Annotated in this window: 13 protein-coding genes; 6 read left to right on the top strand and 7 right to left on the bottom strand. The window is 69.8% G+C overall.

Features of this window, described 5'->3' with window-relative positions; genetic code table 11:
• Window positions 1-221: 221 nt before the first annotated feature.
• A complete protein-coding gene (locus ABZ719_RS36580; RefSeq protein WP_366729488.1) occupies window positions 222-725 on the bottom strand; it encodes a hypothetical protein in 504 nt (167 codons plus the stop codon).
• A gap of 97 nt (window positions 726-822) precedes the next feature.
• Between ABZ719_RS36580 and ABZ719_RS36575 the strand changes: the two genes are divergently transcribed.
• Together ABZ719_RS36575 and ABZ719_RS36570 are read left to right on the top strand one after the other, a co-directional pair.
• Window positions 823-1,518, top strand: coding sequence for a 2'-5' RNA ligase family protein (locus ABZ719_RS36575; protein ID WP_366729487.1), 696 nt, complete (start codon window positions 823-825; stop codon window positions 1,516-1,518).
• The gene (locus tag ABZ719_RS36570; RefSeq protein WP_366729486.1) at window positions 1,511-1,708 is read left to right on the top strand and encodes a hypothetical protein; all 198 of its coding nucleotides are present in this window, start codon (window positions 1,511-1,513) and stop codon (window positions 1,706-1,708) included. The genes ABZ719_RS36575 and ABZ719_RS36570 overlap by 8 nt, the downstream gene beginning before the upstream one ends.
• 31 nt (window positions 1,709-1,739) lie before the next feature.
• On the opposite strand, the gene ABZ719_RS36565 is transcribed toward ABZ719_RS36570, so the two are convergent.
• A complete protein-coding gene (locus tag ABZ719_RS36565) occupies window positions 1,740-2,315 on the bottom strand; it encodes a DUF6233 domain-containing protein (RefSeq protein ID WP_366729485.1) in 576 nt (191 codons plus the stop codon).
• A gap of 144 nt (window positions 2,316-2,459) precedes the next feature.
• Here ABZ719_RS36565 and ABZ719_RS36560 point away from each other — a divergent pair, with 144 nt between their 5' ends.
• Window positions 2,460-3,362: a Ku protein gene (locus tag ABZ719_RS36560; RefSeq protein ID WP_366729484.1), complete on the top strand. Its 903-nt coding sequence runs from the start codon at window positions 2,460-2,462 to the stop codon at window positions 3,360-3,362.
• Window positions 3,363-3,514: 152 nt separating this feature from the next.
• On the opposite strand, the gene ABZ719_RS36555 is transcribed toward ABZ719_RS36560, so the two are convergent.
• The 4 genes from ABZ719_RS36555 to ABZ719_RS36540 form a co-directional block, all read right to left on the bottom strand.
• A complete protein-coding gene (locus tag ABZ719_RS36555) occupies window positions 3,515-4,234 on the bottom strand; it encodes an HNH endonuclease family protein (RefSeq protein ID WP_366729483.1) in 720 nt (239 codons plus the stop codon).
• A 185-nt stretch (window positions 4,235-4,419) separates the two neighbouring features.
• Window positions 4,420-5,211 carry a hypothetical protein gene (locus ABZ719_RS36550; RefSeq protein WP_366729482.1) on the bottom strand — a complete coding sequence of 264 codons (792 nt, stop codon included), beginning with the start codon at window positions 5,209-5,211 and terminating at the stop codon, window positions 4,420-4,422.
• A gap of 9 nt (window positions 5,212-5,220) precedes the next feature.
• Entirely contained in the window at window positions 5,221-5,331 is a 111-nt protein-coding gene (locus ABZ719_RS36545; protein ID WP_366729481.1) for a DUF6207 family protein, read from the bottom strand.
• Window positions 5,332-5,511: 180 nt separating this feature from the next.
• Entirely contained in the window at window positions 5,512-5,982 is a 471-nt protein-coding gene (locus ABZ719_RS36540) for a hypothetical protein (RefSeq protein ID WP_366729480.1), read from the bottom strand.
• 271 nt (window positions 5,983-6,253) lie between these two features.
• On the opposite strand from ABZ719_RS36540, the gene ABZ719_RS36535 reads away from it, so the two are divergent.
• Together ABZ719_RS36535 and ABZ719_RS36530 are read left to right on the top strand one after the other, a co-directional pair.
• On the top strand, window positions 6,254-7,648 hold the full coding sequence (locus tag ABZ719_RS36535) for a hypothetical protein (RefSeq protein WP_366729479.1): 1,395 nt from the start codon (window positions 6,254-6,256) through the stop codon (window positions 7,646-7,648).
• A 145-nt stretch (window positions 7,649-7,793) separates the two neighbouring features.
• Window positions 7,794-8,240, top strand: a complete 447-nt coding sequence (locus ABZ719_RS36530) for a protein kilB (RefSeq protein WP_366729478.1) — start codon at window positions 7,794-7,796, stop codon at window positions 8,238-8,240.
• Between the two features lie 80 nt (window positions 8,241-8,320).
• Here the strand turns inward: ABZ719_RS36530 and ABZ719_RS36525 are convergent, their stop codons facing one another.
• Entirely contained in the window at window positions 8,321-8,770 is a 450-nt protein-coding gene (locus tag ABZ719_RS36525; protein ID WP_366729477.1) for a hypothetical protein, read from the bottom strand.
• Between the two features lie 51 nt (window positions 8,771-8,821).
• Between ABZ719_RS36525 and ABZ719_RS36520 the strand changes: the two genes are divergently transcribed.
• Window positions 8,822-9,019: a hypothetical protein gene (locus ABZ719_RS36520; RefSeq protein ID WP_366729476.1), complete on the top strand. Its 198-nt coding sequence runs from the start codon at window positions 8,822-8,824 to the stop codon at window positions 9,017-9,019.
• Window positions 9,020-9,130 lie beyond the last annotated feature (111 nt).

Here is a 9,130-nt window from a genome sequence, read left to right as displayed (position 1 = left end):
CCTCACCGGCGAGAACACGATCTCCTGGCGCGACCCGACACCCCAGGATCAAACACCCATTCCGGGATAAAACATCGGGAGAAAACGACCTCTGAAGGCCGGTGCCTGACCACTGCGCTTCCAGATTTGGAAGGAACTGTTCGCATCATTCGAACAGTTCGTTGTGTACCACTGGCCATTGCGAACCGTCGGCGGTCCCGGCATTCGCGCGAGTGATGGGATCAGGTGTCGCTGATCCACTCGAAGGTGATGGCCTGCTGCCATGCGGCGGTCATCTGCTGGAGGACGGTGTCTGTCTCCTGGGCGGCAGCGCGCCGGGCGGCTGTGGCCGTGGTTCCCTGTGCCGGGCCCTTGGCGGCGAACTGGGCGCGCATCTCTTCCAGCACTGCCGGGACTTTGTCGTCTGTGTGGCCCAGGGCGCGGACCTTGCGTGCGATGTCGGCGCCTACCGCGTAGGCGCCCAGCCGGGCCTTGTCGCTCACCGGCATGGCGTCCTGGGGCCGCAGGGTGGCCTCGGCCACCTCGTACTCAAGGTGCGCCTGGCCCTCCCACAGTTCCAGGAGCTGGCCGGGGGAGAGGACGGGCCGGCCGTGCACGCGCAGGACACCGACGAACTCCACCACGGTGCTGCCGTCGTCCTCCTGCACACGGTGCTGCACGCCGTCGACTGTGACGGCGGAGGGGGGCACATGGGAGGGCAGGCGGACCGTGCGGGTGCGAGTCATGCCCGGACGCTACACGGCCGCCCCGCTCACATGCCTCGGACTGCCGAACCGGCCTGCCCGGCCGCGCCGTTCAGTCCCGGGGCGCTACGTTGCGGGCATGAAGCCCTTCCAGTTCCAGCAGGGCACCGCCCCCTGGCAGGCAGAGACCGGCACGCTGCTCCACTGGTACATCACCGTGGACTGGGACGACCCTCGGCACCAGCCGCTGGCGCGGCTGCTCTCGGACTCCCGCCAGGTCCTGCGGGATGCCGGCTTCCCCCTGACTCCGGTCGAGCCGCGATGGGTGCACATCACCGTCGACCAGATCAGCCGCCCCGCCCATGACATCTTCACCGCCCAGCGTGGCCGCCTGGTCCGGGAGGCCGCCCGGCGCCTGGCGGAGGTGCCGCCGTTCACGGTGATGGTGGGCAGTCTGCTGTCCTACCCCACGGGCGTGATCGCTGACCTCCACCCCGACGAGGACCTGAGCACCCTCCACCGGCTCGCCCGCAGCGCCACCCGCGCCGTGCTCGGAGACGACGCCTGCCGCTACCCGTTCGGTGTCCCCCACCTCACCACCGCCTACGCCCACGGTGAAGCCGACTCCGACCAGGCGCAGCGGCTCCTGCGCCGCGTGAGGCCCGGCCACGCCCCGCTGTGGGTCACCGCGGTGGATCTGGTCGACGTGACCGCCACCGCGTCCGCCGGCGGGAAGGCGATCACCTGGGAGGTGGTGGAGAGGATCCCGCTGGGTGGCGGGGACGCGGGGAGCGCGCAGCATGGAGCCGGTCTGCCATCCTGGGAGCGTGTCTGACGAGCGTTTCCACCTCACCCTGACCACCGGCGGCCGCCCGGCCGCGCATGGCTGGTGGGCGAGGGAGGGGACTGCACGTCGGAAGTTCACCGTCTGGGTGGGCGAGTACGGCAGTCTGCCCCAGGCCCGCGTCTCCCTCGTCGACGAGACCACGGGCGCCGTGGTGACGGCCTGGCCCAAGGAGCCGTGACCGTCGCCCCGGACCTGCGCCCGGGTCCGCCCTACGTGTCGGAAGGGTCCGTCTCGTCTCCGGTGTGGTCGAATCCGCGCAGCACCGGCGTGATCTCCTGCGCGGCCCCGCACAGGGTGCACAGGGTCGTCGTCGGGTTCTCCGCGAGGTCGAGGGCGCGCTCCAGGTCGAGCACCACGGCGTCGGATGGCGCGTCGGTGCAGTCGGGAGCGTGCAGGACGCGCCGGGCCGGACCGCGCCTGACACGGACCTTCTGCACGACCCAGCCGGTCGGTCGGCGCTCTCCGAGGATCTCGCGGACGGCCGACGGCGGGGCCGGCGCTTCCAGCCGGTCGGTGGGGACCTGGTCGTAGTCGACGCCGTCGACCGGCCGGACGTGCTGCGGGGCGCGGACCCATACCCGGTACTCCGCGGCCTGCACGGCGCCGTCCTCGCTGCCCTGGTAGGACGGCAGGCCGACGAGGAACACCCATCCGGTCTCGGTCTGCCGCCGCCTCCACAGCCGCGCCAGGATCTCCTGCTCGGGATGCCCCAGGACCGGGTCGGCAGGCAGCACGACCCGCACCGGCACGGGGCCGGGCGCAGCAGGGGCAGGGGGCGTCGACATGCTCACCACCGTACGCAGCCGTGCTTGATCTTCTGTGCCGCCTACGTCGGCGGTCCTTTCGCGGGGGAGAGGTGTCTGGGTGCCGTGGGGCCGGCTGGCTCGTAGCCTGGAGGTGCTCGGGGCTGATGAGAGAGGGCTGTCTGTATGCCTCGGACGATCTGGTCCGGTGCCATCTCGTTCGGCCTGGTCACGGTCCCTATCCATGTCCAGTCGGCGACCGAGGACCACTCGGTCCGTTTCCACCAGTACCACCTGGTCGACGGCGGTCGGGTCCGGTACCGGAAGGTGTGTGAGCTGGAGGACCGGGAGGTTGAGCAGTCGGAGATCGGCAAGGGGTACGAGGTCAGCCGGGACCAGGTGGTCCCGATCAGTGACGCCGAGCTGGACAACCTGCCGCTGCCGACCGCCCGCGCGGTGGAGATCGATGCGTTCGTGCCGCTGGATTCGATCGATCCGATCCGGCTCGGGGACGGCTACTATCTGGCACCGGACGGGCAGGTGGCCGCGAAGCCGTACAAGCTGCTGCTGCAGGCGTTGGGCCGCTCGTCACGGGTGGCGGTCGCGAAGTGGGCGTGGCACGGCCGGGAACGCCTGGGGATCCTGCGCGTCAAGGACGACGTGCTCGTGCTCCAGATGATGCGCTGGCCCGATGAGATCCGGGATCCGGCCGAGGTGGCTCCGCCTGCCGTGAGCGTGTCGGAGCGGGAGATTGACGGAGCCCTCGCCCTCATGGACACCATGGCTCGTGAGGATCTGGAGGGCCCGGAGTTCCGCGACACCTACACCGAGGCTCTGGAGAAGATCATCGAGGCCAAGCGCGAGGATCGTGAGCCCGCCGAAGCGCCCGAGCCGGAGGCTGAGCCGAGCCAGGTGCTGGACCTGATGGCCGCGCTGAACGAATCGGTGGCCCGTGCCCGGCACAGCCGCGGCGAAGGGGAGGGGGAGGCGGACGTGCACGAGATGCGCCCGCCTAAGAAGACCACGAAGAAGCAGACAGCCGGGAAGACCGGGAAGAAGCCGTCCGGCCGCCGGCCCCGCAGCGCATAGACCGCTGGCCGGGGCCGCCGGGCGGGGCACGGTCATGGCGGAGCGCCGCTCATGGCCGGCATACGCGAGCGGGGACTCGGGCGGCCACAGTGCCTGCCAACCCGGGCCAGGGCGCCGAGGTGCCACGCCGGGGCGAAGCAGCCGCGCCCCGGCTACCGGGCGAGGGTGACGGTGATCGGGGCGTCCGGGCACTGTTCGAGGACCTCGGCCAGTGCGGTCTGTTCGGGGGCGTCGATGGTCAGGGCCCAGCGGGTCTTGTCGGCGATCCAGTCGGTGACATACGTGCAGCGGTAGCCGGCGGCCGGGGGAAGCCAGGTGGAGGGATCCTGGTCGGCCTTGGACCGATTGGAAGCGGCGGAGACGGCGATGAGGTCACGGTCGTCTCCGAGGTCGTTGGCGTAGGCCTCACGTTCCGCGGGGGTCCAGGTGCTGGCGCCAGAGTCCCAGGCTTCCGCGAGCGGGACGAGATGGTCGATGTCCAGGCCGCTCGGCCCGCTGATGTAGCGGTCGTCATACGGGGAGAACCAGACGCCCCCGGTGAGGCGGCAGTTCGGGCCCTGCTCGGGCGCGGTGACGGCCTCCGCCTTGAGGACCTCGGCGCGCGTGTTGCAGCCGTCGTGATCGGCGTCGATCCAGTGCTTGAACTTGGAGCGCTGGTAGCCGGTGCGGTCCTCCTCCCGCACGGGCAGCTGGGCCAGGGCGTCGCGGACGGGCAGCGTCACCGTCTGCCCCGGCGCCCGCACCAGACGGTGCGGTACCGCAGCAGCGTCCGGGTTGGTGGCCGCGGTGGCGGGGGCGGCCAGAAGCAGGCCGGTGAGCGAGGCGAGCAGGGCAGCGCTGCGGGCAACCTGGTCGAATGTGGGGATCCCCATGAACAGTGGTGAGTTCCGTCGCTCTTGTTGTGCATCGAGTTGGTTGATTTTCTCCTCGGCCGCAGCGAGGCTGACGGAGAGTCCTTCGACCTCGCCGAGCCAGCCTTCGCGTTGTGCTTCGGCGATCCGGTCGGCGAGGTTGTCGCGGATTTCGACCAGTCGTGCCCTCTCGGCAGGGGAGACGATCAGGACGGGACATCGGACGCATGCGTGCTCGTGGATGCAGTCAGTTCCGTAAGCACGCCCGCAGTCCCCGAGGGAGAGTTTGCGCCGCTCGAAGTGCCCAATGAATTGTTGCCACTCCTCCGGTGTGACGGCTCGGTATTCCTCCGGAGGTCGTAGGGTGCGACGACGTGACGGTAGCGGCCCGTCCTCTCGTCCTTGAACTTGTCCATTGGGTTGTGGTGGGCATTCGCCCGACCGCGGCGACGGGACCTGTCCAGCGGAAACGGGTTGATCAGCAGGGAGCCTGAGTTGTTGTCCAGGTGGAAGTCGTAGAAGGTTCGAAGGACCGTCTCGCAGTGAGCACGAGTGCTCTCTGCGTACTTCGTACCGATGGTCGGCTTCCCGGTCACCGGATTCGGAGTCCCCGGCGCGGGCTTCCCGGTCGCCCCTGCGGACGACGTTGCTCCAGGCTTTCCGCGGTGACGCCAGTGGAGCCGCACAGGCTTGTCCGCCAGCCTCATCCACAGCATGAAGTCGCGTGCGTGCTCCCGGGTCGCACGGTCCCACTCGATGCCCAAGGCCCACAGAAACCGCCACCAGCGCAGCAGGTCATTGCCGTACGAGTACAACGTGGAGGCGGGACTGTTCGAGGCCAGGAGGTCTTTGAAGTACAGCGCGACAGGTCGGACAGGCTCCCCTGTCGGATCCACGAGCCGGTATGGCTCCCATGGATCACCCGTCTCCAGGAGTTGACCGATTTCAGGCAGCGCGAAGCTGGCCAGGTCCCTACTGGGACCCTGCTGATCAAGCATGCCCGGAAGCTAGCAGACATGTACCCTGACCTGCGAAAATGCCTGGATTAGTTCAGTCAACGAGACGTCCACGACGACGAGGCCGGGTTCTGACACGTGTACTTCGTTGATCACGTCCACGTGTCACACGACGTGCTCGTAGCGGGCGGGAGTTCTGCGAGGGGTGGTGATTCACCCGAACGGCCGCTGCCGTGGCCCGGGTGACCGGTGGGGTGGTGGGGTGTGGGACTCCTTACGGCGCGGGGCCGTCAAAGCGGGGGCCGCACAACCTGCTTCCACCAGGCGGTGCCGCCTGTCCGGTCAGAGGACCGGGTAGGGCCGGGGGTACCCCCTTTGCTCGTAGTCCGTGGTCATGTCGTCGATCTCTGCCAGGGACCGGGTGCGCCCGTAGGCTTCGAGGAGCATGACCACGATGCAGATCGTGAGGGCGTGGATCTGGTCCGGCAGCGCGAGGCTTTCCAGCGCGGGGGTGAGCCTGGTCTCTGCTGCGGCGACCCGGTGGATGGCGGTGCTTGTCGCGAACTCGGTCTCGGCCGGCGCCAGGGCCGCCACGGCTTTGAGGCGGGACACCGACATGGTCGGTTCCCCCAGCCTGGTGAAGAGCTGGTCGTGGTCGAGGACGAGCCAGGACCCGATCCGTTCCAGCAGGCCGGTGTCCAGGTTGGTGAGGCAGGCCGCGACCCGGGCGCGGTCCTGGGCGAGGTAGGCCCGCGTCAGGTCCGCCGCCCGCCACATCGCGTCGACCAGCAAAGGATCACTCGGATTCGTCACGCTCCCCCTTCTAGCGGACCAGCGGGAGCAGTGGGATGGATTCCGTTGAACTGGCGGCGATGACGCCTTGCCTTGGTTTGCGATCACTGGGCATTCCCCCGGCCTCAAGCTGCACGTCTTCAGAGCCCGGCTCTCTTCGTTGTGCTGTAGCTGGACATGGCGCGAGAGATTGTCCGAAAGGTGCTGCACAGCAAGAGACTTGGGAGCTGTATAAGAGAGTCATGGAGCGCTGTACAAGGGAGCAGCGCACGACGGTAATGGGGAATCCACCTTGAGTCACGTTTTACCGATCGCCAACGGCCTGCGTACCGACCACCCGGTGCCAGGCCTGCCTTTCGTCGACGACTCCCACCTTCCGCTCGACGAGGGACCGGAAGCCATCGAGGCGGTGGGGCGCCATGAGATGAGCGGAATGTGGGGCCGCTACGACCTCAACCGCGACAGCGGCGGCTGGTACGCCTTCACCAGCGACCCGCTGAACCACTTGCTGGGCTGGGTGGTGCGCTACCACCCCGAGCACGGCCGGACCGTGCTGCTCATGCGCGCCCGTGACATGTCCTTCTGGCACACCCAGTGGGCGGGGGACCAGTTGCTGTTCCGCGCCGGCGGCTACTGGTGGGACGGAACCACCTGGTACCGGCCCGGTCAGGTATGGGACCCGGTCACCCAGGACTTTGAGCGCCGCAAGGCCCGCATGGCCGTCACCGTCCACGCCACCGACATGCTCGACGGGCGCGCCGACCCGGCCAGGGCGTACGTCGCCAAGGTCGCCACGTTCGACGCCGACGCACCCGAACCCGACAACTGGCTCGACCACCTCGCCCTGTGGGCCCAGCACCACCAGAAGCAGGACGACGCCCTGCCGCTGGAGCGGTGCGTGGTCGACGTCTCCAGCTCCGAACTGACCGCAGGGCAGCTGCTCGGTGCCCCGGAGATGGCCGAGCTGGGCGGTATCAACGCCTCGACGCTGCGCGCCTACATCTCGCGCGGCGACAACGAGGTACCGCTGCCCCAGGCCACCGTCGGGGGCCGCGACCAGTGGGCCCGCGCGGTGGCGGAGGACTGGGTGGAGGCCCGCCGGCGCTCCTTCGAGGGCATCGGGGCCGCCATGGCCGCGGAAGACCGCGACAGCCTCTCGCCCGGCGCGGCCGAGGTCCGCGACCGGTTCGCCTCCGACTTCCAGCGCACCCTGTTCGACCGCCCCGACGTACGCAAGCGATGGGTGCTGCGCCAGCGCAACCAGGAATCGGTCGCAGAGGTCGCCGGTGAACTCGCCTGGACCGTCGCCGCCAGTCTCGACCGGATCATTCCCACCGAGCACCTGGGGCGCGTCGTGCGGGCCGCGGTGATGCACGACTGGCAGCACTCCCTCGACATCTACGCCGGCGCCAAGGGCAAACACGATGAGAGGGCGCAGCAGTGGCACCGGCACCTCACCCTCACGATCCCGGTGGCCAAGATGCTCGACTGGTACATCCGCCACTTCCCGGCCGACGCGTACTCCAGCATCGGGGACATCCAGCGCGAGGCGCACGAGAGGTGGGGCATGGCCAAGACGGACGCCCTGCGCGCGCTCCGCTCCGCGCTCTCGCTCGACGGTGAGCTGACAGAGCAGCAGCGCGAGACGTACTTCGCCCTGCTGGAGCCGCACGAGGACACCGACTGACCCGTCCCCGCTGTGCAGCGCAGGGGGCCGGAGCCATGGGCACTGGCTCCGGCCCCTGCGACGTGACTGTGACCAGACCGGGCGCCCGGGTACTGGGGTGTACCCGACGGGCGCGCCCACCGCCACCTCCCTGGAGGCACCCACCGTGATCGCTACCGTCATCGCCATCGCCGGAACGCTCGCCGGTGCGCTGCTGTCTGGGCTGCTGTCCGGCAGGCAGTCCCGCACCGCGTTACGCGACTCCGAGACCGCCGCCCGCCGCCGGGACGCGGTGGACGCCGTGGCCGCCCTGGTGGCCGCCGTCGCCGCCCACCGCGCCGCCATGTGGCACCGCGAGACCCTGCGCCTGACGGGGGAGGACTGGACCGAAGCACGCCGCCACAGCCACACCACCCGCGCCGCCATCTCCGCACCCGCCGTCCGTCTCGCGGTCCTCGCCCCCGCCCTCCGCCTGGCCGCAGAAGCCGCCGCCCGCGCCTGCTACGCCTTGCGCGACGCTGACAGCACCGACACTTTGACCACGGCTCGGGAGGCATCCCTGGCCGCCGACGAACACCTGATCGCCCAAGCCGGGCTCCTGCTCGGCCTCTGACCCGCAGCGCCGCGACGAAGGGGCGGCCCCGGCCACCAGGTGGTGACCGGGGCCGCCCCCCTTTTCGTGTGCGGGGTGGTCTACCGCAGGTCCACGGGCGGCACCCGCCGGGCGGAGGTCATCCACCCGGCGCGTGCGTTCAGCGCGGCTTCCATCTCGGGGCCGGTGGGGTGGCGCAGGTGGGGGAACCAGACCACTGCCATCTGCGCGCGCTGCCGGGCGAGGTCCCACCACAGGGCCGGGGGCTCGGCAAGTTCCATGACGACGTGGACGGCGCCGTCCACGCCGGGCTTGTTGAGCGCCAGGACCACGGCGCCGGCCTGGTCCTGCCAGAAGTGCCACGGCCCCCCGTCCGCAGGAGCCTGCCCGGTGAGCGGGGCCAGGGAAGCGTACTGCGGGAAGGCGTCGATCTCGGCCTGCCCGGCGCCGCCGTAGGGGGAGAGAGCGACCGCCGCCATCAAGGCGCCGGCGACCGGGAACGCGGTCGGCTGAGCGATCAACTGCGGTACGTTGCGTGTCTGTTGGCTCACCCACCGGAGTCTAGGGGTGCAGCCGCGGACAGACGGACAGGAGACCCGAACATGGCCGTTCCACCCGCCCCCACCGCTGCCGGTGAGAAGCACATCGCAGACCTGCGCGCCGCCCTCCAGCGCGTGCTGCCCCTGCTCAGCTTCTACGCCGGACGAGAAGCCGCCGACTCCAACCCCGAACAGACCGCCCTGCTGCTCCGCGCCGCCGATGACGTGACGGCCGTTCTGGCTCGCACCGCCCCCGCATGACCGGCCGGGTACACGAGAAAGAGGGTCGGTGACGAACCGGCGTCACCCTGACAAGCCGAAGTCAGGTAGTGTCCATGGAGGCGATCAGGAGCAGGTGACGGCCCTTGGACC

The sequence above is a fragment of the Streptomyces sp. NPDC006743 genome (genome assembly GCF_040703815.1).
GTDB lineage: Bacteria > Actinomycetota > Actinomycetes > Streptomycetales > Streptomycetaceae > Streptomyces.
The sequence above is the reverse complement of the archived record's forward strand: the minus strand, read 5'-3'. Positions and strand labels throughout refer to the sequence as shown.

What these genes read in the sequence shown, in the direction of transcription:
- ABZ719_RS36580 (WP_366729488.1), bottom strand. Translation starts at nt 725, where the DNA reads ATGACTCGCACCCGCACGGTCCGCCTGCCCTCCCATGTGCCCCCCTCC.
- ABZ719_RS36575 (WP_366729487.1), top strand. Translation starts at nt 823, where the DNA reads ATGAAGCCCTTCCAGTTCCAGCAGGGCACCGCCCCCTGGCAGGCAGAG.
- ABZ719_RS36565 (WP_366729485.1), bottom strand. Translation starts at nt 2,315, where the DNA reads ATGTCGACGCCCCCTGCCCCTGCTGCGCCCGGCCCCGTGCCGGTGCGG.
- ABZ719_RS36560 (WP_366729484.1), top strand. Translation starts at nt 2,460, where the DNA reads ATGCCTCGGACGATCTGGTCCGGTGCCATCTCGTTCGGCCTGGTCACG.
- ABZ719_RS36555 (WP_366729483.1), bottom strand. Translation starts at nt 4,234, where the DNA reads ATGGGGATCCCCACATTCGACCAGGTTGCCCGCAGCGCTGCCCTGCTC.
- ABZ719_RS36550 (WP_366729482.1), bottom strand. Translation starts at nt 5,211, where the DNA reads ATGCTTGATCAGCAGGGTCCCAGTAGGGACCTGGCCAGCTTCGCGCTG.
- ABZ719_RS36520 (WP_366729476.1), top strand. Translation starts at nt 8,822, where the DNA reads ATGGCCGTTCCACCCGCCCCCACCGCTGCCGGTGAGAAGCACATCGCA.